Origin of the sequence: Kordia antarctica (assembly GCF_009901525.1) — a bacterium.
Lineage (GTDB): Bacteria > Bacteroidota > Bacteroidia > Flavobacteriales > Flavobacteriaceae > Kordia > Kordia antarctica.
Window position 1 is genome coordinate 2,923,971 of sequence record NZ_CP019288.1, and the last position, 21,560, is coordinate 2,945,530.

The window sequence follows — 21,560 nt, forward strand, 5'->3', positions numbered from 1 at the left end:
GTATTATTGTTTACTATTTTTTAGTATTGTTCACTTTTGCGTGAAGGATTGAGGCTTTGTTGAAGCTCTTTTGTTAGAAGTCTGAGGAACTCGAAGACTGATAGCAAAAAGCGACTGCCGAAAGCCTGACCCTTGTGGTCACGCCCAATTAAGCTTCAATATTGATCACCTTTTCTATTTGAGGAACATGTTTTTTAATCGTCATTTCAACTCCAGTTTTCAGTGTCATTTGATTTACACTACATCCGACACAAGCACCTTCTAGTTGTACTTTTACCAACGTTCCATTTTCAATTCCCACGAGTCTGATATCGCCACCATCACTTTGAAGAAAGGGACGAATTTCGTCTAATGCCTTTTCTACGTTGCTTGTTAATTCTTCGATTGTCATCTATATCTTGTTTACGTGATTTATTTTTTTACTGCTGAACAACCTGCCATTGTTGTAATTTTAATGGCTTCTGTTATAGGTAAACTTTCGTTTCTGTTTACTACTTCTTGCACAACATTTTGCGTCAGTTTTTCAAAAGCAGCTTCTAGTAATGTTCCTGTTTGCATTGCTGCAGGTCGTCCAACATCGCCAGCTTCTCGAATACTTTGCACTAATGGAATTTCTCCCAAAAATGGTACATCAATATCTTTCGCTAGGTTTCTAGCACCTTCTTTTCCAAAGATATAGTATTTGCTATTTGGCAACTCTTCAGGAGTAAAGTACGCCATATTTTCTATAATTCCCAATACAGGAACGTTTATACTTTCTTGTTGAAACATTGCAACTCCTTTTCTAGCATCTGCTAAGGCAACATTTTGTGGTGTACTTACTACAACTGCGCCAGTTATTGGTAGCGATTGCATGATGCTTAAGTGAATGTCTCCGGTTCCTGGAGGCAAGTCGATGAGTAAGAAATCTAATTCGCCCCAAGCGGCATCAAAGATCATTTGGTTTAAAGCTTTGCTTGCCATTGGTCCACGCCAAACTACGGCTTGATTTGGTTTTGTGAAGAATCCGATAGAAAGCATTTTGACTCCATAACTTTCCACAGGTTTCATTTTAGAAACATCGCCAACTCGGACAGATAACGGCTTTTCGCCTTCAACATCGAACATTATTGGCATTGATGGCCCGTAAATATCCGCGTCTAATACACCAACTTTGAAGCCCATTTTTGCTAAAGTAACTGCTAAGTTTGCCGTTACTGTTGATTTCCCAACGCCACCTTTTCCAGAAGCAACTGCCACAATGTTTTTGATATTTGGCAATGATTTTCCTTTGATTTGAGGTTTTTCAGGCGCTTCAACTTTTATATTTACTTTTACTTTGGCGTCTGCATGTACTTTTTTATGCAATACTGAAGTGATTTCTGTTTCTACTTTTTTCTTTGCTTGTAATGCAGGATTCGTAATAACAATATCAACTACAATTTCATCTGCAAATGTCATTATGTTTCGTACCGCTCCGCTAGCAATCATGTTTGCGCCTTCACCTGGAACAGTGATAGTACTTAATGCTGCTTGTATGTCTTTCTTTTCTATTTTCACAATGTTGTTTTTTGTTTGATCTTTTTCAATTAGTGAAACGTTTTGATATTGCTTCAATGTAAATTGATTCTAAATTACAAAGATACAGCGAAATGTTTAGATTTAGAAGCTGTTATATTGAAATGATTAATGCGGCTATTTAATTGTTTGTACTTTATCGAAAAAGTGATTATTTCATTTTTTTTGGCTTCAAAATTAACTTTCTTAGCATTCCTCCACGAACTAAATTCTTAAAAAATGAAGCATTTTCACCTACTTTGTGCATTTTTGTTATGTACATATATTTCGCATTCACAAATTGTAAATATTGGCGATCCAAGTCTTAAAAGTGAATTAATTGCCGATGGTGTTGACACAAATAACGATGGAGAAATTCAACTTAGTGAAGCCGCAGCCGTAACTATTTTGAATGTAACTAATAATTATGCCCGAACTTTTCAAGGTATTGAACAGTTTACAAACCTCATAGAGTTACACATTGGTTCTGGAACTTCATTAATTGGTACCGATAGTGAAAACCTAGATATTAGAAAATTGATACATTTAGAAGAGTTGTATTTGCGTTCTTTTTCGGGAGAAGTTAATCTTTCTGACTTAAGTTCTTTGAGAATTGTTGACACGAACTTGAGCTTTGGAAGCGCTGGCGATTTCAATTTAACTGGATTGACTAATTTGGAAAAGTTTTCTAATGGTGTTTTTAATTCTAATAATTCTGAATTTTATCTTAATCATTTAATTAATTTAACAGAATTGCAATTGGACGGACATGGACTCACACACTTAGATGTAGGTAACTTAATTAACTTACAAATGCTGAGTTTTGCCAACAATCAAATCACTAATATAGATTTGTCTAATTTAACAAACCTTACACAATTTGTCTGTTTTCAGAATCAGTTGACTTCATTAGATTTAAGTAATGCAAATGTTATTGGATCTTTAACACTCGCAAACAATCCATTGACGACATTAAATATAAAAGATGGAATCATAAATACTTTTGGCAACAATCCTTTTAATAATACTAATATTCAATCTATTTGTTGTGATGCAAGTGAACTTACAGATGTTCAAACGGAGGTTATGAATGCAGGATATACAGGTGTGACTTTTGAAACAAATTGTGCGCCAACACCTAGCACTCCTTATTATACAATTCAAGGAAAAAACACATTAGACACGAATCTTGATGGTTGCGATGCTGGTGATGGATTTTTATCTTCTGTAAAATATACCATTTCAAACGGTACTGATACGGCAACTATTTATACAGACAAATTTGGAAATTATGAGTTTATCGGAAAAACTGGTACATATACCATTACGCCAAGTGTTCCAAATACAAGTTACTATTCATTTTCTTCTGCAAGTGTTACTGTAAACCTTCCGGCAGATGGAACTACAGTTGTACATGATTTTTGCATAATGCCAAACGGACCGCCAATTGTAACTACACTTCCATTACAGTTAAAAAATGATTTAATTTCTCAAACAAATATAGACACTAATAATGATGGCGAAATACAAATTACAGAAGCAGAAAGCGTTACAAGTTTAACCATAAATAGTCCCATCATTAAAGGACTTGGTGATTTTATCAATTTGGAAACACTCAATTGTACTTCTAGCATTTATAGTAACAATCCTGTGCTGTATTTAGATGTAACGCCATTAAGTAATCTTAAAAATTTATATTGTAGTGGTAATAGTCTTGCAACCATAGATGTCAGTCAAAATCTACTTTTAGAAAGGTTAGAATGCGCCGCAAATAAACTTACTGGTTTGCTATTGCAAAATAATGTCAACTTAAAACGACTTGTGTGTGGAAACTTTACTTCTTCTCTTCCAGTTAATAATATTTTTGATGCAAATGATAATTCATTTAAAACGCTAGATGTCAGTGCTAATACACTTTTGGAATATCTATCCTGTTCATATGTAACGTTAGATTCTTTACAATTAGGAAGCAATACAAATTTAACAACGCTTTTGTGCACAAATAGTAATTTAACCACCTTAGATGTTACGCAACTTCCAAATTTAGTGACGCTATATTGCGGAACACGAACAGTAACACCTTATGCCGAAGGTGTATATATTCCGGCGAGTGTTCCAAATCAATTGACGGTTTTAGATGTTTCACAAAATCCAATGCTGCAAATTTTAAGTTGTAGTGAAAACCTTTTAACTACTTTGAATACAACTGGAAATACGGGCTTACAGACTTTAATTTGCAATGGAAATTTATTGAGCGCTTTAAATATTTCGCAAAACACGCAACTATACACACTTCAATGCAATGCGAATGATATTACAAGTTTAGATGTAAGTTTGCAGTCAAATTTAATTAGGTTGAATTGTACAAATAATCTTTTGACAACAATTGACGTAACTCAAAATCCGAATCTTTCATATTTAGATTGTAGCAATAATCAAATCACACAAAGTTTTGTAAAGAATGGAAATACCTTTATAACAACGGTCACCGAAGATTTTTCTGTTTTTTATGAGTTTAAATATTATGGAAATCCGATGGAATATATTTGTGCGGATGACTTTGAAATTGACGAAATTAATACTAGAATGCCTTCCAATATAAATGCAGCCGTTAATACCTATTGCTCTTTCACACCAGGCGGAAGTTACAACACAATTGAAGGAACAGTTCGTTATGACGCAAATGGAAATGGTTGCGATGTAAGTGATAATGCGTATCAATACTTAAATTTGAATTTAACGAATAGCACTAACGAAACTTCAACAGTTGCTACAAAAAACGATGGCACGTATAGTTTTCATTTTTCAGATGATGGAGTTTACACATTAACACCTGAATTGGAAAACCCAAGTTATTTCACAGTTTCTCCAGCAAGTGTTACTATAGATTTTCCAACAGATACAAGTCCGTTTACACAAAATTTTTGCATTACACCAAATGGAATTCACAATGATATTGATGTTACATTACTTCCTGTAAATGTTGCCAGACCTGGATTTGAAAGCAATTATAAAATAGTCTATAAAAACAAAGGAAGCACAACGCTATCTGGCGCTATTAATTTGATGTTTGAAGATGATGTTATGGATTTTGTAACCTCAAATCCAACAATTGCAACACAAGCTCTAAATTCATTACAATGGAATTATACAAATCTTGCACCTTTTGAATCGCGCGAAATAGTATTTACTATGAATTTAAACTCGCCAACAGATTCGTTTCCTTTAAATGCCGATGATGTGTTAGCATTTGAAGCAACCATTTCGCCTGTTATTGCTGATGAAACTATGGAAGATAACACTTTTGTACTTTCACAAATTGTTGTAAATTCTTTTGATCCAAATGATAAAACGTGTTTACAAGGAATTCAAGTGACTACTGATTTTATTGGAAAATATGTAGATTATATAATTCGTTTTGAAAACACTGGAACCGCAAATGCAATTAACGTTGTTGTAAAAGATGTGATAGATATTTCTATGTTCGATCCAACTACATTAATTGTTACAGAAGCAAGTCATGCGGTTGCTACTAAAATCACGAATACGAATACGGTAGAGTTTATCTTTGAAAATATCAATCTGCCTTTTAATGATGCTTCAAATGATGGATATGTGACGTTTAAAATGAAAACACTGCCAACATTAGTTGAAAATGATACGTTTGAAAATGAAGCCGAAATTTACTTTGATTATAATTTTCCTATTACAACAAATAGAAGCATCACGCTGATTAAAAATACGTTGAGCACTACTAATTTTGAGTTAGATTCCTTTGAAATATATCCAAATCCTGTGGAAGATGTATTGGTGATTAAAACGAAAGAAACTATTGAAACCATAAGTATTTATGACATTGCTGGACGATTAATTCAACAAAATTCATATTCAGGAACACAAAATAGTATTGAGATTTCTACTAGAAAATTTACGCAAGGAACTTATTTTGTAAAAATTAAAACAGCATCTGGAGCAACTTTAGTAAAGAAAATTGTGAAAGCGTAATTTGCCAATTACGCATAGAAAAATCGAGCGAAAGCGATATTACAAATTCATTTTAAGCAAACAAACACATTTTCAAATTGACAAATCAACAAATCATCAAATTAAGATAATTCAACAGTGGGATCCCAAAAGAGCTTTTCAAGATTTTGAATTTGATTGTCAATAACCTCAACACCTTCACTTTCGAGTAATTGTTGCATTAAATTTGTGCCTTGAAAGTGATGTTTTCCCGTGAGCAATCCTTTTTTGTTAACAACTCTGTGTGCATGAACATCTTCATGTTTCCCTGAACTGTTCATTGCCCAACCAACCATGCGCGCACTTCTCGCCGCGCCTAAGTATTTGGCAATAGCGCCATAACTGGTAACGCGTCCGTACGGAATGAGTTTGGCGACTTCATATACACGTTCAAAGAAGTTTTCGTTTTCTGGTTTCATGTAGTTGGTTGTGAGTTGTAAAAGATACGAACAAGCGTTACAATGACTAAAACTAACATTAACGCACTTAAGATATAATCTGAATATTTAGAGAATTTACCTGAGCCTGATTGCGATTTGTCAAAGTAGAAAACATACATATATAACATTGCAAATGTACCAAAACCTGCCGCAAATACGAATGTAATAATATCAATGATTGTAAATTCCATTAAGCCAGAGACTTTCCACAAAGCATTCAATCCTGCAAAGTATGGAATTGGCAATACATTGAGCGTCGCTAAAAAAATCCCTTTGAAAAAGCTGCTTTTTTTACTCACTTTAACCATTCGGATTCTTTTCTCTTTATTTTTTAGCGCTTTGATAAAAAAGTAAATCCCCAAGAGTCCAAAAATAACCAATGCCACTTTTAGTAATATGTCAATTACTTCTTGGTTGTAGTGTAAATATTTAGAGATGGTAACCGCAATAATTGCTTGAATGACCACAACTAACGAAGCACCAATAGCAAAGATTACGCCATTCATTTTCCCTTTTTGCGTACTTATTTTTGCCGCCGTAATGTTGATTAGACCTGGCGGAACAACACCTAAGAGTGCTGCTGAAAAGGTAACAAAAAAGAGAATAATGAGATCGGTCATTACTTGATTTTGAAGTGAATATAGGTAATAGGCTTGTTTACTTCCAAATATTGTGACTCATAAAATGTCTGAATTTCAGTAACATCGGCCGGACTTCCTTCATTTTTGTACACATCATGATTGGCGTATAATACTTCGTGTCCCGCGCCATGCAAGAGTCCTAAGGTATAACCATGCATAAATTCGCTGTCTGTTTTTAAGTGTACAGTTCCTTCATTTTTTAGCACTTTTTTGTAGCTCGCTAAAAACGATTCGTTGGTCATTCTGTGTTTGGTGCGCTTGTATTTTATTTGCGGATCGGGAAATGTAATCCAAATTTCGGAGACTTCATTTTCTGCAAACATACCTTCTATGAGTTCTATTTGCGATCGGATAAAGGCAACATTTTTCATTTCATCTTCTACGGCAGTTTTTGCACCTCGCCAAAAGCGCGCGCCTTTGATATCGATTCCAATAAAGTTTTTGTTTGGAAACTTTTTTGCCAAAGCAACTGTGTATTCTCCTTTACCGCAACCTAATTCTAATATAATTGGCGCGTCATTTTTGAAGAAATTGCTATTCCATTTTCCTTTGTATGGAAATTTGTTTTCTGTAATTTCTTCGCGTGTTGGTTGTATGACATTCGAAAACGTATCGTTTTCTTTAAAGCGTTTTAGTTTGTTTTTACTTCCCACAATGTTTTCTTGATATTTTGACAAAACTAAGGAAATCTTGCAGACCTTTTTATATTCTTATCTTTGATTTTATGAAGAATTCCAAAACTGTTCTTATTGCTCCGCTAAATTGGGGTTTGGGTCACGCCACAAGAAGCATTCCGATTATTAGAGGTTTGCTTGCGCATGATTTTACACCTGTAATTGCTTCCGACGGAATTGCGTTAGCACTTTTACAGAAAGAGTTTCCCGATTTGGAAACCATCACGCTTCCAGATTATCAGATAGAATACGCTAAGAAAGGCAAGAATTTCAAACTGAAAATGTTGAAAGATTCGCCAAAGTTGCTGAAAGCCATTTCTAAAGAGAAAAAAATGATTAAGAAATTGGTAAAGCAACGTGATTTTTGTGGAATTATCTCTGATAACCGATTTGGCGTGTATAGCAAAAAAGTGCCCTCTGTTTTTGTGACACATCAATTGAATGTTTTGAGCGGAACAACAACTTGGTTTAGTAGTAAGATTCATCAGTTAGTTATTAGAAAGTTTGATGAATGTTGGATTCCTGATGTCGCTGGAAAACCAAATCTTTCAGGCAAGTTGGGACATTTAAAGAATAGTTCGCTTCCGCTGAAATATATTGGACCGTTGAGTCGTTTGCTTCCGCAAGAATTACCAATGGTGTACGATTTGATGGTGATATTATCTGGTCCAGAACCGCAACGAACAATTTTAGAAAATAAGTTGTTTGAAGAAGTGAAGCATTTTGATGGAAAAGTTTTGTTTGTTCGCGGAAAGGTAGAAGCAAAACAAGACGATTTTCAGTTTTTGAATTGTGATGTGTATAATTTTATGCAAAGCGATGAACTCGAAAAATCGCTCAACGAGAGTGAACTCGTTTTGTGTCGATCTGGTTATACAAGTGTAATGGATTTGGCAAAACTGAATAAGAAAGCATTTTTTATTCCAACACCAGGACAGTTTGAACAAGAATATTTAGCCAACCGTTTACAGAAAAAGAAATTAGCTCCAATGGCAACACAAGACGATTTTTCTATACGAGATCTTTCCCGCGCAAGCGATTTTAAAGGATTGAGCAGTTTTAACCAAGAAGCTGATTATGAAGCTTTATTTCGCCTTTTCCAGCGTAAATGAAAATTCGGAACCAACACCATATTCACTTTCAATGTATATTTTTTCGTTGTGCGCTTCAATGATGTGTTTTACAATAGCTAATCCTAAACCTGAACCGCCTTCACGCCGCGAACCACTTTTGTCTACGCGATAGAAGCGTTCAAATAATCGCGGAATGTTTTCTTTTTGTATTCCTTCTCCATTATCTGTAATACGTACAATGACCTTGTTTCTGATTAAGTTTTCTACACTGATTTCCGTAGTTCCGTTTTCGCGTCCATATTTGATGGAGTTTACAACCAGATTTGTTAATACTTGCTGAATGCGTTCTTTGTCTGCCACAACTAGTATTGGGTTTGCATATTGCATATCAAACGCAAGTGAAATATCTTTCTTGGCGGCTTTCATTTCTAATAAGTCAAATACACTTTGCACCAATTCGATGATGTTAAATTCTTCTCTATCAAGATTTAAATCGCCCGTTTCCAACTTGGTAATCATATCTAAATCTCTCACAATATAGATGAGTCGTTCTACACCTTTTTCTGCGCGGTTTAGGTATTTTTTACGAATGTGTTTGTCTTCCATTGCACCATCAAGCAACGTCAAAATGTATCCTTGAACAGTAAATAGTGGCGTTTTTAATTCGTGAGAAACGTTTCCAATGAACTCTTTTCGGTAGTTTTCCCTAATTTTTAAGGTTTCTATTTCGAGTTTTTTGTTGGTGGCAAATTTTTCAATTTCTTTCGTTAACGTTGCCATGTCAGTTGTGATTGGATAGTTTTGAAAATCGCTCACATCTAACAATGTAACATCATCGTATATTTTTTTAACTCTTTGGTAAATGAATCGTTCTACTCTAATTTGAAGAATAAAGAAGCAGAACAAGAAACATATTGCCGTAAATATGATCGGTAATTCCACATGTTTGATACCGAAAGCATACAATAGCGCAACAAGTAAAACCGTTGCAAACAACGTAATGTATAAAGAAGATCTTAAAGCAAATTTATAGGATCTTTTGAGTTTTTTAGCCATGTATTATCATATATTACTCTACGTATTTATATCCAACTCCTTTTACCGTTTTGAAATGGTTATCACCAATTTTTTCTCTTAGTTTACGAATGTGCACATCAATGGTTCGTCCGCCAACAATGACTTCATTTCCCCAAACTTTGTCTAAAATATCTTCTCGTTTGAATACTTTTTCTGGTCGTGAAGCTAATAAAGATAGTAATTCAAATTCTTTTCTTGGTAAGATGATTTCTGTGCCGTCTTTTATGATTTTATATTCTTCTCGGTTGATGACTAAGTTTCCAACGGTAACAATTTGAGAGTTTTCTTCTTCGTTTTTAAGTCTGCGAAGTAATGCTTTTACTTTACTTACCAATACTTTTGGTTTGATAGGTTTTGTGATGTAATCATCTGCACCAGCATCAAAACCTGCAACTTGTGAGTAATCTTCGCCTCTAGCCGTTAAAAACGTAATGATTGTATTGGCGAGACTTCTATCTTTTCTAATGGTTTCGCAAGCTTCAATTCCGTCCATTTCTGGCATCATTACGTCCATAATGATTAAGTGCGGCTTTATTTTTTTTGCTTTTGCAACAGCTTCAACACCATTGGCAGCTTTGCTTATTTGGTAACCTTCAGACGATAAGTTGTAGCCGACAATTTCTAATATGTCTGGTTCATCATCCACCAATAGTATTTTAATGTCCTTTTTTTTCATTTGTGCATGTTTTGCTTAAGTAGTTGTGCATTGTACTCAACACTTCAAAAGTAAAGATAAAACTAAATATTGAAAACAGTTAACACTCTTTTAATATGATAACATTATGCTAACATATATATTATAAAGTTTTACTCTGCAAGGAACATTGTCTTTACACGCTGACCATTTCTTTGCTAAGAGAAATAAAAACATTGATGATACAAAAAATTACAATTACAAATGCTGATTTAATCACTAGAAATAGAAACGGAACTGGAACAGCTTGGACAGTAGGAAATTAATTCCAAAAAAAATACGAAACAAAAAACGCTTTCTGATCAGAAGGCATTTTTGCTATTTACACAGTAATACTTTTGTTACCAAATAGTTAAAACAGAGTATAAATACGCAAGTCTGCTGTTAAATTTCAAGTTCTTTTGTATATTTGCATTATATTATTATAAATAGTTAAAAACATAACATATGATTAAAAATTACTTATTATTAGTTGCTTTGTTAATATCTACCGTCTCCTTTGGACAGGTATTAACTGAAGACTTTGATTATGGAATGACTGGTGGAGACTTAACTACAGTAAGTGGTGGCGCATGGGTTCAACACTCAGGTTCATCAGGACCGGTTGCTTATGTTGCAGCGCCTAGTGGTTTAACTATGGCGGGATATCCTTCGTCAGGAATTGGCGGGCATGCAACTTTTTCAGGAACTTCTCAAGACATAAATAGAGCTTTTCCAGCAATTTCATCGGGAACTGTCTATGCAAGTGCACTTGTAAACTTAAGTGCTGTTGGAAGTGGAAACTACTTTATGCACTTTAATTCAGGTGGATTTAGAGCTAGAGTTGGTGCCAAAGATGATGGTGGTGGAAATATTCTTTATGGAATAGGATCAAGTAGTTCTACATTAACATATGGAACTACTCCTTACAGCTTAAACACAACATACTTATTAGTTTTCTCTTATGAGATTGCAACAGGAATTACTAACCTACACGTACTATCTGCTGTAACGCCAACTGAGCCTGCTACGCCAGAAGCTACAAACACGGGAAGTACAGGTACTGCAATTTCTGCAATTGCTTTTCGTCAATCTAGTAACATACCAGCTGTCGCTATTGATGGAGTTCGTATAGCTACAAACTGGAACGAAATTATGAACAACTCATCTGTTGCTTCAGTAAGTATCGTAACGCCTGCGGATAATAGTACGTTTACTCCAGGAACATCAAGTGTAGATGTAACGTTTACTACGCAAAACATTGACTTAATGACAGCTGGGAACCAAGTAAACATTACAGTTGGAGCAAATCCTACAGATGCTGATGTTACGAGTCCTTATGCAATTCCTACTACAGATGGAACATCTTACGTAGTAACTGTAGAGTTATTAGAAAACAATATGGTAATTGATACTAAAATGGTTTCTTTCTCTGTTGAAAGCGAAACACAAGTAGCTACAATCACAGACTTACGTGCTGGAACTGTTGGAAACTATTACGAATTAACAGGTCAAGCGTTTATTTCATATATCGTAACTGAAGGAACAAGAAATCAAAAATATATCCAAGATGGTGGTGCTGGAATCTTAATTGATGATACAGCTGGAACATTAAGTGCTCCATTAAACATCGGAGATGGAATCGTTGGATTAAAAGGTCAATTATCTCAATTTGGTGGTGTACTTCAATTTGTGCCAACGGAAAACATTCCTGGAGCTGCTACAACTGGAAACACACTTACGCCACTTTTTGTAACTGCTGCAGAATTAGCTACAAACGGAGAATCATACGAAAGTAGATTAATTAGATTATTAAATGTTGAGTTTGCTGATACAGGAATGTTCGCTGACAATACAAATTATACGGTTACTACAGCTGGAGGAACAGATATGACAGTTTGTAGAGTAGTTTTTGGAGATGAGGATTTAATTGGAACTGCGATTCCTAGTGCGCCTGCTGATATTATTGGTATCGGTTCAGAATTTAATGGAACATATCAAATATTCCCTAGATATGCTAGTGATATCAATACTACATTAGGAACTGAAGAATTTGGAACAACTTCTTTCAACATGTATCCAAATCCAACTAACGGAAGTACAGTAACAATTTCTTCTGCTTCAAACAATGCAAAAAGCGTAAAAGTTTATAGCATTATTGGTAAGCAAGTAATTAATACTACAATTACAAACACATTAGATGTTTCTGGTTTACAATCAGGAATCTATGTGGTTCAAATTACAGAAAATGGTAAATCGGCTACTAAGAAATTAGTAATCAAGTAATTTTACCAAACACATATTTTATAAAAAGCATCTTGAAGTTTCAAGATGCTTTTTTGTTTTAGTGAAACTCAACTTAAAGAAGCTTGTGCTGAACTTAATTCAATATCTAAGACGTACTTAAAGTTGTTAGTTGAACTAAAGATTTTCTAGAAAGTATAATTTACGTCACACTGAGCTTGTCGAAGTGTGATTCGGTTTCTCATCATAATTATAATTTATTGTTATGTGATTCTGAATCAAGTTCAGAATGACGTTATCTAGAAATAATTTTAAATCGAGAAGTAACACACAACTCATAATTTTCTCCTTATTTTACCTATTTTTGTCTTCTCAGTTTACACGAATGAATTCCAACACAATTTTCAAAATCACCGATGATGCAACTTTTGAAACTATAACGTTTCAAACGTTCAAGCATCAATTTGAAAATAATAAAACCTATCGTTCATTTTGCGATTTATTATATAAACATCCAAGCGATATTTCAAAAATTGAAGACATTCCTTTTCTTCCTATCGAATTCTTCAAATCGCACGAAATCGTTTCCAACAGTAATCCAATTCAAGAAACATTTACAAGTTCAGGAACTACAGGAAGCATTCCTAGCAAACATCATGTAACGGATCTTACTATCTACGAAGAAAGCTATCTAAAAGGATTTCAACATTTCTATGGAAACATTGAAGACTATGTAATTTTGGCTTTATTGCCTAATTATTTAGAACGAACTGGCTCTTCATTAACATACATGGTAAATGACCTCATCAAGCGAAGCAAACATGCGGAAAGTGGTTTTTATTTGCATGATTTAAATGCGCTTGCTGCAAAACTCATCAAACTAGATCAGGAAGGAAAAAAAGTGCTTCTCATTGGCGTTTCTTTTGCCTTATTAGATTTGATTGAAACAACTCAGTTCTGCTTGAAACATACGATTATCATGGAAACTGGCGGCATGAAAGGTCGTAGAAAAGAAATGATTCGGGAAGAATTGCATCAACAACTTTGTACAGGTTTTGGCGTGACCGAAATTCATTCCGAATATGGCATGACCGAATTACTTTCACAAGGATATTCCAATGGAAATGGCATCTTTCAAACGCCACCTTGGATGAAACTATTCACACGCGATCCTGAAGATGCATTGACACTTCAACGGAAAGGGAAATCGGGGGGAATCAACGTAATTGATCTGGCAAATATCAACTCCTGTTCATTCATTGCTACGCAAGATTTAGGAAAAATTCATTCAAATAATACATTCGAAATTCTCGGGCGTTTTGATCATTCAGACATTAGAGGTTGTAATTTAATGGTTTTTTAATACTTCTTTAACACAATCATATTGAAAGGTTTACACATAAAAACGACTTAATAATAGAGAGTTTCATCTCAAATTGAGTTAGTTATTTAATAAGTAAAACCCTGAATATTGTTCCTACTACGCACTATTCAGGGTTTGTCATTTCTACGAGGAAATTCTAAAAGTAATCATTCAAAAAAAAGTATCTTTATACACGGAAAAATTCGACTAAAAAAAACCTCAGTATTTACATGTTTGAAAAGTTATATCGTTATTTAAATGACGAAAAAAAAGAGGAACGCGTTTGTACAGACATTACAGATGAAGCTTGTAAACATGTTGCGAAAAATTACTTTCTAATTCTTTTCAGCAATGTTGCTATCAAGCTTGGCGACACGTTAAGCAATCCAAAAACCGTCTTAACGTGGTTGATGAGTTACGTAAACGCGCCTGTATATTTAATCAGTTTCATAGTTCCGATCCGAGAATCAGGTTCTATGGTTCCGCAAATTGCGTTGGCAAAATATGTCAGCAAACAAGCCATCCGAAAGTGGATTTGGGTTCTTGGTGCATTTCTTCAATTTTTGGCAATTGCTTCTATTGGTTTCATTGCCTTATATTTTGAAGGCGTTACTGCTGGTTGGCTTATAATTATCGCCGTCATTGTATTCAGTATTTCGCGGAGTTTATCGTCTTTATCATCCAAAGATATTACAGGAAAAACCATTCCAAAAACTAGACGTGGAAAACTAAAAGGCTACACGGTTGCCATATCAGGAATTTTAGTATTAGCCGCAGGATTATACATTTTATACGCTTCCAAAAGCGAAACAACGATTACATTTTACAGCTATCTCATCTTTTTTGCAGCGGCAACTTGGTTAATTGCTGCGATTGTATTTTCAAGAATTAGAGAATTTCCAGGAGAAATTGAACCTAAAAAAGAATCACAAGGCGGAATTTTATCGAAGCTGAGTTTACTAAAAACAGACGCACAATTCCGAAACTTTGTCATTGCGCGTTCGTTATTATTATGTTCGGCATTAACAGCGCCATATTATATACTATTAGCGCAAAAATATGTTGGTAAAGAAAGTTATTTATTAGGATTATTTATCATTGCAAAAGGAATTGCTTCCATTGTAAGTTCGCCAACTTGGGGAAAACTCGCAGACAAATCGAGCAAAAATGTGATGGCAATTGGTGTGTTAATTGCTTCTATTTTAGGAATCATTATTTTCTGTATTGTTGCTTATTTTGAAGATTTCAGAAATGCAAATTGGTTGTATCCGATTGCTTTTTTCATCTTAGGAATTGCACATGAAGGCGTACGACTCGGACGAAAAACCTACATTGTAGATATGGCTACAGGAAACGAACGCACCAATTATGTTTCGGTGAGTAATACTGTAATCGGAATTATTTTACTAATCACTGGCGGATTGAGCGCATTGGTTTCACTAATTTCAATTGAAGGCGTTATTTTAGTACTTTCCGTATTCGGGATTTATGGCGCGTACCGAAGCTACAAACTTCCGAATGTGGAAGCGTAAAATGAATTTTAAATGTAAAATTTTAAATGCTAAATGTAAAAGTAGTTTACGTCAGTTCGAGTGAAATCTTGCAAAGATTTTGTATCGAGAACCTTTTGTTTTTCAAATGGTTCTCGATAGCTCTACTGAGTTTATCGAAGTGCAATTTTTTCGTTCTACTACAAAAATCACTCGAACTGACGACTCACATAAAACTGTAAACCGACAACTGAAAACTGTCAACCGACAACTTACTTCACAATCAACAAAAAATTCTTCTTCTTTCCACGCTGAATTGTCACAAATTTATCATTAATCAAATCGTCCGTTGTAATTTTATAATCTTCGTTAACTTTCGCTTTATTTACCGAAACTGAGTTTTCTTTTAACGCTCTTCTTGCATCTCCGTTAGAGTTTAGAAAGTTCGTTTTTGCAGCTAAAGCTGCGATCATATCCAAACCTTCTTCAATATCAGCACGCTCAATTTCTGCTTGCGGAATTCCTTCAAAAACATCTAAAAATGTTTGTTCATCAAGTTGTTTCAAATCGTCAGAAGTCGATTTTCCAAATAAAATATTCGTTGCTTTTTGAGCATTTTCTAAATCTTCTTTACTATGAACTAAAATCGTAATTTCTTCAGCCAATTTCTTTTGTAACAAACGTATATGTGGTGCTTCTGCGTGTTCAGCAAGCAAAGCATCAATGGTTTCTTTATCTAAAAATGTAAAGATTTTAATGTACTTTTCAGCATCTTCATCCGAAGCATTCAACCAAAATTGGTAAAAACGATATACCGAAGTTTTATCAGCATCTAGCCAAATATTTCCGCCAGCCGTTTTTCCAAACTTTGTTCCGTCTGCTTTTGTGATTAACGGACAGGTCATTGCGTATGCTTTTGCAGCTTCTTCCGTGTTCATTCTACGAACCAATTCGGTTCCTGTGGTAATATTTCCCCATTGATCCGATCCGCCCATTTGCAGCAAACAATTGTGTTCTTTGTGTAAATGGTAAAAATCGTATCCTTGAATTAATTGGTATGTAAACTCTGTAAATGACATTCCTGCACCTTCTTCTCCAACACGTTTCTTTACAGAATCTTTCGCCATCATGTAATTTACCGTGATTCTTTTTCCAACATCACGAGCAAAATCGATGAAAGAGAAATTTTTCATCCAATCGTAATTGTTCACTAAAATTGGTGCATTTTCTTCTTTCGAATTAAAATCTAAAAAACGAGATAATACACGCTTGATTCCAGCTACATTTTTAGCCAAAATATCTTCTGTCAATAAATTACGTTCGTCCGACTTTCCTGATGGATCGCCAATCATTCCTGTTGCGCCACCAACTAATGCAATTGGCTTATGTCCAGATTTATACAAATGCATCAACAAAATAATAGGAACCATACTTCCAATGTGTAATGAATCTGATGTTGGGTCAAATCCAATATACGCAGTCGTCATTTCTTTCACCAATTGTTCTTCTGTTCCTGGCATGATATCGTGTATCATTCCTCTCCAACGTAACTCTTCTACTAAATTGCTATTCATTTGTATATTCTTTATTAAGCTTCGCAAAGATATAAAAGTGAAAAGAAAAAAGTTTATTTTAGTAGCATGATATTAGTAACTGGTGGAACTGGATTGGTTGGCGCGCATTTATTGGCGCATTTGGTACAAACGGAAACGCGTGTAAAAGCGATTTACAGAACAATTGATAAATTGGAAGCTGTAAAAAATGTGTTTTCATATTATTTTGATGACTCAATTCCTTTTTTTGAGAAGATAGATTGGCACAAAGCTGACGTTGTAGATGTTCCATCATTGGAAGTTGTATTTCCCGAAATTACACATGTATATCATGTAGCAGCGTTAATTTCGTTTGATCCGAAAGATTTTGACTCCTTACGGAAGATTAATATTGAAGGAACTGCCAATGTTGTAAATTTATGTATCGCTTATGGCGTGAAAAAACTCTGCTTTGTAAGTTCGGTAGCGGCTGTTGGCGAAAATGAAGATCCTACAATTCCGATTACGGAAGAAACAGATTGGAATCCAGAAGCTGATAATAATGTGTACGCAATTTCAAAATATGGTTCCGAAATGGAAGTTTGGCGCGGTTCGCAAGAAGGTTTGGATGTTGTCATTGTAAATCCTGCGATTATTTTAGGTGCTGGATTTTGGCGTTCAGGAAGCGGTTCATTGTTTAGAACCATCAAAAAAGGACTAAAATATTACACGAAAGGAATTTTGAGTTATGTAGATGTAAAAGATGTTGTTTCCGTGATGATTCAATTGATGAATAGCGATATAAAAGGAGAACGTTTTATTTTAGTTGCTGAAAATTGGAGTTTGGAAAAATTCACGCAAGTGACAGCAAAAGCATTACACGTACAACCACCGCAAAAAGAAGCAAGTGCATTTTTGTTAGGAATCGCTTGGCGAATGGATTGGTGGCGACAATTTTTTACAGGAAAACGACGAAAGTTAACCAAGCAAACGGCGCAATCTATACAATCGCAAAGTTTTTTTGAGAGTAGCAAGATTCAGAAAGCATTGAATTTTACATTTATTCCAGTGGAAGAAAGTATTGAGCGTGTGAGTGAGCGTTATAATGGTTAGTTACTCTAAATTTTAATTCCTTAAGAATATCTTTTATTTAGTAGCACATTTTCTACTATTTATTTTCTTTCTCTTTGCTCGCACAAAGAAAAGAAACAAAAGAAAGTGCATTTTTCCAGAGGTGTTTTTAGTTTTTTCTCTGAAAAACTAAAACCGCATTCATTTTTCTAAATTTTTTCCAAGGCTTCAAAAATTCTTAACGAAAAATGATTGCTACACTTCGGAAAAAGAACAGATTGCGTAAAAGACTAATTTTCAATTTCAGAAGCTATATCAACCCATTTCACTTTCCAGTTCTTTTCTAGATGATCGCCTGTTGTGAAAAAAAGAAATTTATGATCAGGCGTTACATATGGATTTCCTTGCCCCAAATTATTTATGGTGTCATTCAACCTTTTTGTACGCGTCCAGTTACCTTTTCCATCATTGAAACTTATCATTAAATCAAGTTGTTTTCCTATGGAAGCAAAAATTATATATTCTTCATTTGCTGAAACATAAGGTGTACACGTTACTGAATTTAATGGCATTGAAATTGACGTTTTTTCTGAGTCTTCAAATGTACCATTCACTTGTTTTGAATGATAAATATTCATTTCACTATAATCTAAATTGCTTGAGTGAAAATATAAAGTTCCAGAGTTTGTAATTATTGGATGCGAAACTAATTTAGTTCTCAAGTTTGGAATATCTACAAAAGTAGATTCTTGCCATTTTCCATCAACTTTATCTGATTTCCATATATGCCAAGTTTGATGAATTCCATTAATATTCGTTGGTCTTGTAGAGCTGAAATAAAGTGTATTTCCGCTTGGCGAAAAACTCATTCCATGTTCGTTGTATGTACTATTAAAAAATGCTTTTTCAGGTTGAGACCAATTTTCGCTCTTCTTTTTAATTACATAAATTTCAAAATTCTCAAAGTCTTTATCAGAAATTGTATAATAATATTCTTGTAAGTCAGGACTAAAAATTCCTTTGTGAATACGTTTATTTTTTGGAATTATATTTTGATTGAACTCAATAGGAATATTGTCTGGTATTTTTTCAGTTAAAAATTGCATTTTAGCTTTCTCTGTTTGGTTTTCACAACTCAAAAAGCCAATTACAAATACTACTAAAATGATTTTGAATTTCTTCATTTTGACTGAAAACACTATTTCTTATTCTTCTCCTTCTGCACTTGCTTAAACTTAGGCTTCGGCAACGTATCGTTCTTTTTACGTTCTAATTTTTTTGCTTCTTGTAAAGAATCTCTGCGTTTTTGTTCGGCTTTTAATTCATTTTCAATTCCTTTGCGCTCTTTGTACAATCGTGCTTCAACCAAACTATAAACCTTGTCATATTTCAACGGATTTGCCGCGTAGTAATTGTTACTCGCTAAGAATTGTAAACTATCCGTATCATGCTTTTTGTACAAATAGGTGTCTAAATGCATGAAACTTTCTTCCAATTTCTTTTTATTGACTCCTTTAATAGAATTGATCAACGTAACATCGTATAAAATTGCCGCCATTTTTTCCTCTGACAATAAATTATCAGGTTTTGGCACGGCTTCTTCTCTACAAGAAACTGTAATCAATACAAGCAATAAACACGTTATATATTTTTTCATCTGTTAAATTCTAACTGTTTTACATGGCGTTTTTCAGAAAATATTCCTTCTGCATACGCTAAATTTCCATTGACAAATGTGTGCGTTATTGTCGAATCAAACGTTGTTCCTTCAAAAGGCGACCAACCACATTTATACAGAATGTTGTCTTTGGAAACTTCCCACGGTTTTTCTACATCAACCAATACCAAATCGGCATAAAAACCTTCTTTTATAAATCCTCTATCTTTTACTTGAAATAGTCTAGCTGGATTGTGACACATTTTTTGTGCAATTTTCTCTAGCGAGATTTTTCCCTGTTTGTGCGCTTGAATCATGGCAACTAACGCATGTTGCACTAACGGTCCGCCAGAAGGTGCTTTGGTATACACATTACTTTTTTCTTCCAATGTATGTGGCGCATGATCGCTTGCAATCACATCAATACGATCATCTAATAAAGCTTCCCACAATTGCGCGCGATCATTGGCTGTTTTTACCGCAGGATTCCACTTTATATGTGTTCCTTTTTCTTTGTAATCTTCATCCGAAAACCATAAATGATGAATGCAAACTTCCGCCGTAATTTTCTTTTCTTCTAATGGAATCGAATTGTCAAATAATGCGGTTTCTTTTCCTGTTGACAGATGAAAAACGTGCAAACGTGCGCCTGTTTTCTTTGCCAATTCAATTGCGCGCGAAGATGAAATATAGCAAGCTTCTTCACTTCGTATAATCGGATGAAACTCCATTGGAATATCGTCTCCGTATGTTGATTTGTATTCTGCTAAATTCTTTTTAATGGTTGCTTCATCTTCACAATGCACAGAAATAACCATATCCGTACTTGAGAATATTTTTTCCAAAACTTTTTCATCATCCACCAACATATTTCCCGTAGATGAACCTAAAAATAGTTTTAATCCTGCAACTTGCGTTGGATCAACCTTTAAGATTTCATCCAAATTATCATTCGTTCCACCAAACATAAACGAATAGTTTGCAAACGCGGTTTCTTTGGCAATGTTTAACTTATCATTTAACTTTTCAATAGTAGTTGTTTGCGGATTTGTATTTGGCATTTCAATAAAAGACGTAATTCCGCCAGCAATGGCAGCTCTAGATTCCGTTGCAATGTTTGCTTTGTGCGTTAATCCAGGTTCTCTAAAATGCACTTGATCGTCAATAACTCCAGGAAAAACATGCTTTCCAGTTGCATCAATTACTTCATCGGCTTCATCGGTAAGATTGCTTCCTATTTTAGAAATTCGTTCGCCTTCAATCAAAATATCAGCCGTTTTTATGTCTGATTCACTAACTATTTGTGCGTTTTTTAGTAGTATTTTATGCATTGTGTTTCTTTTTAGTAAACATACTTCTGACTTTCATTTTGATAATTCCAAAAACAGCTTCCGAAAATATAGAACTGTCCATTTTAGATTCTCCTTTGGTTCTGTCGGTAAAAATAACAGAAACTTCTTTGATGTTAAAATCGTGTTTCCATGCTTTAAATTTGAGTTCTATCTGAAAAGCATAGCCGACAAACCGAATATTATCCAAACCGATTGTTTCCAACACTTTTCTGTGGTAACAGATAAAACCTGCTGTTGTATCATGAATTGGAATTCCCGTGATGAATCGCACGTACTTAGAAGCGAAATAAGACATCAACACACGATTCATTGGCCAATTGACAACATTGACACCTTTTACATATCGAGAGCCGATAGCGACATCTGCGCCATCATTTGCACACGCATTATACAAACGAATTAAGTCTGTTGGATTGTGTGAAAAATCAGCATCCATTTCAAAAATATATTCATAATCGCGCGCCAAAGCCCAACGGAAACCATGAATATATGCAGTTCCTAAGCCAGTTTTGGCTTTTCTTCGTTCTAAGAATAGTTGTGTTGGGTATTTCTCTTGGAGTTTTTCAACCTCTTTATAAGTTCCATCAGGAGAATTGTCGTCCACAATCAAAATATGAAACGCTTTCTCTTGAGCAAAAACTGCTTCAATGATTGCTTCTATATTTTCAATTTCGTTATACGTTGGTATGACAATAATTGCGTCTGACATGTTCT

The 21,560-nt window shown here is 34.5% G+C and carries 18 protein-coding genes; 6 read left to right on the forward strand and 12 right to left on the reverse strand.

The features are described 5' to 3' along the window. Positions 1–148: 148 nt before the first annotated feature. Both IMCC3317_RS12140 and IMCC3317_RS12145 read right to left on the reverse strand, forming a co-directional pair. Positions 149–391, reverse strand: a complete 243-nt coding sequence (locus IMCC3317_RS12140; protein WP_160129762.1) for a NifU family protein — start codon at positions 389–391, stop codon at positions 149–151. A 20-nt stretch (positions 392–411) separates the two neighbouring features. After that, on the reverse strand, positions 412–1,539 hold the full coding sequence (locus IMCC3317_RS12145) for an Mrp/NBP35 family ATP-binding protein (RefSeq protein ID WP_160129763.1): 1,128 nt from the start codon (positions 1,537–1,539) through the stop codon (positions 412–414). 237 nt (positions 1,540–1,776) lie between these two features. Between IMCC3317_RS12145 and IMCC3317_RS12150 the strand changes: the two genes are divergently transcribed. Continuing rightward, positions 1,777–5,541 carry a T9SS type A sorting domain-containing protein gene (locus IMCC3317_RS12150; protein ID WP_160129764.1) on the forward strand — a complete coding sequence of 1,255 codons (3,765 nt, stop codon included), beginning with the start codon at positions 1,777–1,779 and terminating at the stop codon, positions 5,539–5,541. A 101-nt stretch (positions 5,542–5,642) separates the two neighbouring features. Here the strand turns inward: IMCC3317_RS12150 and IMCC3317_RS12155 are convergent, their stop codons facing one another. From IMCC3317_RS12155 to trmB, 3 genes are read right to left on the reverse strand one after another with little or no spacing between them, the layout of a single operon-like run. After that, positions 5,643–5,978 carry an MGMT family protein gene (locus IMCC3317_RS12155; RefSeq protein WP_160129765.1) on the reverse strand — a complete coding sequence of 112 codons (336 nt, stop codon included), beginning with the start codon at positions 5,976–5,978 and terminating at the stop codon, positions 5,643–5,645. Further along, on the reverse strand, positions 5,975–6,619 hold the full coding sequence (locus IMCC3317_RS12160; protein ID WP_160129766.1) for a lysine transporter LysE: 645 nt from the start codon (positions 6,617–6,619) through the stop codon (positions 5,975–5,977). Before IMCC3317_RS12160 ends, IMCC3317_RS12155 begins: the two co-directional genes overlap by 4 nt. Next, positions 6,619–7,293 (reverse strand): tRNA (guanosine(46)-N7)-methyltransferase TrmB, encoded by a 675-nt coding sequence (trmB, locus tag IMCC3317_RS12165; RefSeq protein WP_160131914.1) that lies wholly within the window; start codon positions 7,291–7,293, stop codon positions 6,619–6,621. Before trmB ends, IMCC3317_RS12160 begins: the two co-directional genes overlap by 1 nt. 71 nt (positions 7,294–7,364) lie before the next feature. Here trmB and IMCC3317_RS12170 point away from each other — a divergent pair, with 71 nt between their 5' ends. Next, positions 7,365–8,426, forward strand: a complete 1,062-nt coding sequence (locus IMCC3317_RS12170; protein WP_160129767.1) for a glycosyltransferase — start codon at positions 7,365–7,367, stop codon at positions 8,424–8,426. On the opposite strand, the gene IMCC3317_RS12175 is transcribed toward IMCC3317_RS12170, so the two are convergent. Together IMCC3317_RS12175 and IMCC3317_RS12180 are read right to left on the reverse strand one after the other, a co-directional pair. Next, entirely contained in the window at positions 8,400–9,443 is a 1,044-nt protein-coding gene (locus IMCC3317_RS12175; RefSeq protein WP_160129768.1) for a sensor histidine kinase, read from the reverse strand. The genes IMCC3317_RS12170 and IMCC3317_RS12175 overlap by 27 nt on opposite strands. Before the next feature lie 13 nt (positions 9,444–9,456). Beyond that, on the reverse strand, positions 9,457–10,140 hold the full coding sequence (locus IMCC3317_RS12180; RefSeq protein ID WP_160129769.1) for a response regulator transcription factor: 684 nt from the start codon (positions 10,138–10,140) through the stop codon (positions 9,457–9,459). Positions 10,141–10,605: 465 nt separating this feature from the next. On the opposite strand from IMCC3317_RS12180, the gene IMCC3317_RS12185 reads away from it, so the two are divergent. The 3 genes from IMCC3317_RS12185 (at position 10,606) to IMCC3317_RS12195 (ending at position 15,276) form a co-directional block, all read left to right on the forward strand. After that, positions 10,606–12,423: a T9SS type A sorting domain-containing protein gene (locus tag IMCC3317_RS12185; RefSeq protein WP_160129770.1), complete on the forward strand. Its 1,818-nt coding sequence runs from the start codon at positions 10,606–10,608 to the stop codon at positions 12,421–12,423. Between the two features lie 343 nt (positions 12,424–12,766). Beyond that, complete coding sequence (locus tag IMCC3317_RS12190; RefSeq protein WP_160129771.1) at positions 12,767–13,744, forward strand: LuxE/PaaK family acyltransferase; 978 nt, start codon at positions 12,767–12,769, stop codon at positions 13,742–13,744. A gap of 230 nt (positions 13,745–13,974) precedes the next feature. Further along, positions 13,975–15,276: an MFS transporter gene (locus IMCC3317_RS12195; RefSeq protein WP_160129772.1), complete on the forward strand. Its 1,302-nt coding sequence runs from the start codon at positions 13,975–13,977 to the stop codon at positions 15,274–15,276. Between the two features lie 230 nt (positions 15,277–15,506). Here the strand turns inward: IMCC3317_RS12195 and tyrS are convergent, their stop codons facing one another. Next, positions 15,507–16,808 carry a tyrosine--tRNA ligase gene (gene tyrS / locus IMCC3317_RS12200; protein WP_160129773.1) on the reverse strand — a complete coding sequence of 434 codons (1,302 nt, stop codon included), beginning with the start codon at positions 16,806–16,808 and terminating at the stop codon, positions 15,507–15,509. Positions 16,809–16,874: 66 nt separating this feature from the next. Here tyrS and IMCC3317_RS12205 point away from each other — a divergent pair, with 66 nt between their 5' ends. After that, the gene (locus IMCC3317_RS12205; protein WP_160129774.1) at positions 16,875–17,879 is read left to right on the forward strand and encodes an NAD-dependent epimerase/dehydratase family protein; all 1,005 of its coding nucleotides are present in this window, start codon (positions 16,875–16,877) and stop codon (positions 17,877–17,879) included. 248 nt (positions 17,880–18,127) lie between these two features. Here IMCC3317_RS12205 and IMCC3317_RS12210 read toward each other — a convergent pair whose 3' ends face one another. The 4 genes from IMCC3317_RS12210 to IMCC3317_RS12225 are packed head-to-tail and all read right to left on the reverse strand — an operon-like array spanning position 18,128 to position 21,555. Then, entirely contained in the window at positions 18,128–19,021 is an 894-nt protein-coding gene (locus tag IMCC3317_RS12210) for a TolB-like translocation protein (protein WP_160129775.1), read from the reverse strand. A gap of 14 nt (positions 19,022–19,035) precedes the next feature. Then, a complete protein-coding gene (locus IMCC3317_RS12215) occupies positions 19,036–19,494 on the reverse strand; it encodes a DUF4296 domain-containing protein (protein ID WP_160129776.1) in 459 nt (152 codons plus the stop codon). Next, entirely contained in the window at positions 19,491–20,825 is a 1,335-nt protein-coding gene (locus IMCC3317_RS12220; RefSeq protein WP_160129777.1) for a dihydroorotase, read from the reverse strand. The genes IMCC3317_RS12215 and IMCC3317_RS12220 overlap by 4 nt, the downstream gene beginning before the upstream one ends. Next, the gene (locus IMCC3317_RS12225) at positions 20,818–21,555 is read right to left on the reverse strand and encodes a polyprenol monophosphomannose synthase (protein ID WP_160129778.1); all 738 of its coding nucleotides are present in this window, start codon (positions 21,553–21,555) and stop codon (positions 20,818–20,820) included. Before IMCC3317_RS12225 ends, IMCC3317_RS12220 begins: the two co-directional genes overlap by 8 nt. Between the last annotated feature and the right edge of the window lie 5 nt (positions 21,556–21,560).

Bases quoted from the DNA above. Each gene is read 5' to 3' on its own strand.
- IMCC3317_RS12205 (WP_160129774.1), top strand. From the start codon at position 16,875: ATGATATTAGTAACTGGTGGAACTGGATTGGTTGGCGCGCATTTATTG.
- IMCC3317_RS12170 (WP_160129767.1), top strand. From the start codon at position 7,365: ATGAAGAATTCCAAAACTGTTCTTATTGCTCCGCTAAATTGGGGTTTG.
- IMCC3317_RS12195 (WP_160129772.1), top strand. From the start codon at position 13,975: ATGTTTGAAAAGTTATATCGTTATTTAAATGACGAAAAAAAAGAGGAA.
- tyrS (WP_160129773.1), bottom strand. From the start codon at position 16,808: ATGAATAGCAATTTAGTAGAAGAGTTACGTTGGAGAGGAATGATACAC.
- IMCC3317_RS12190 (WP_160129771.1), top strand. From the start codon at position 12,767: ATGAATTCCAACACAATTTTCAAAATCACCGATGATGCAACTTTTGAA.
- IMCC3317_RS12175 (WP_160129768.1), bottom strand. From the start codon at position 9,443: ATGGCTAAAAAACTCAAAAGATCCTATAAATTTGCTTTAAGATCTTCT.
- IMCC3317_RS12210 (WP_160129775.1), bottom strand. From the start codon at position 19,021: ATGAAGAAATTCAAAATCATTTTAGTAGTATTTGTAATTGGCTTTTTG.
- IMCC3317_RS12220 (WP_160129777.1), bottom strand. From the start codon at position 20,825: ATGCATAAAATACTACTAAAAAACGCACAAATAGTTAGTGAATCAGAC.
- IMCC3317_RS12160 (WP_160129766.1), bottom strand. From the start codon at position 6,619: ATGACCGATCTCATTATTCTCTTTTTTGTTACCTTTTCAGCAGCACTC.
- IMCC3317_RS12140 (WP_160129762.1), bottom strand. From the start codon at position 391: ATGACAATCGAAGAATTAACAAGCAACGTAGAAAAGGCATTAGACGAA.
- IMCC3317_RS12225 (WP_160129778.1), bottom strand. From the start codon at position 21,555: ATGTCAGACGCAATTATTGTCATACCAACGTATAACGAAATTGAAAAT.
- IMCC3317_RS12180 (WP_160129769.1), bottom strand. From the start codon at position 10,140: ATGAAAAAAAAGGACATTAAAATACTATTGGTGGATGATGAACCAGAC.
- IMCC3317_RS12150 (WP_160129764.1), top strand. From the start codon at position 1,777: ATGAAGCATTTTCACCTACTTTGTGCATTTTTGTTATGTACATATATT.
- IMCC3317_RS12185 (WP_160129770.1), top strand. From the start codon at position 10,606: ATGATTAAAAATTACTTATTATTAGTTGCTTTGTTAATATCTACCGTC.
- IMCC3317_RS12155 (WP_160129765.1), bottom strand. From the start codon at position 5,978: ATGAAACCAGAAAACGAAAACTTCTTTGAACGTGTATATGAAGTCGCC.
- IMCC3317_RS12215 (WP_160129776.1), bottom strand. From the start codon at position 19,494: ATGAAAAAATATATAACGTGTTTATTGCTTGTATTGATTACAGTTTCT.